The sequence below is a fragment of the Pseudochryseolinea flava genome (genome assembly GCF_003286915.1).
Lineage (GTDB): Bacteria > Bacteroidota > Bacteroidia > Cytophagales > Cyclobacteriaceae > Ohtaekwangia > Ohtaekwangia flava.
On record NZ_QMFY01000048.1, the window covers coordinates 1 to 743 of the forward strand.

1 protein-coding gene is annotated in these 743 nt (G+C 44.0%); it reads left to right on the forward strand.

Features of this window, described 5'->3' with window-relative positions; all coding sequences use genetic code 11:
- Window positions 1-743 (forward strand): IS110 family RNA-guided transposase (locus DQQ10_RS27710; protein ID WP_112750207.1); only part of this gene is annotated, 743 nt, incomplete at both ends.

Here is a 743-nt window from a genome sequence, read left to right on the forward strand (position 1 = left end):
ACATCCGATAAAGACGCGTCCAGCAAAACCGATCCGGTTGATAGCCGAAAAATCGCGAAGGCACTCCGCGCGAACTTGCTAACGTCAATCCACGTACCTGACATCGTCACCCAAGGCGATCGACAACTCTTCCGATATCGTAAAAAACTTCTCGCGGATCTAACACGTGTAAAAAACAGAATCAAGGATAAATTCCTGTTTACAGGAATCACCATCCCCGATCAATATGATAATGCCAACTGGTCTAAAGCTTTTATCCGCTGGATTCGTAATGCTCAATTTCCTGACACAAGCACAAAACTAACCGTAACCAGACTCCTCGAACAATACGAATTTCTGCGAAGACATTTCCTTAACGTGTCAATCGAGGTAAGAAAACTGCAGCGTACTTCGCGATACAAAACACAAGCAAAACTTTTGAGATCTATTCCTGGCATTGGACCACTCACAACGGTAGAACTTCTCTGTGAAATCGAAGACATTCATCGATTCGAAAACTTTAAAAAGTTCAATGGCTTCATTGGCTTCAGGCCATACTCGCACAGCAGTGGTGAGCATGACTGGAAAGGTGCACTCACCTACAGAAGGCATAGATCGCTACGAAGCTCATTGGTCGAATGCGCATGGTCTGCCATTCAAAAAGATCCGGTAATGTCGCAGCGATATAATGAACTCAAGCAACGACTCACTGGCAAAAGAGCGATAATAGTCATCGCACGAAAATTAATTTCCAGAATATATGC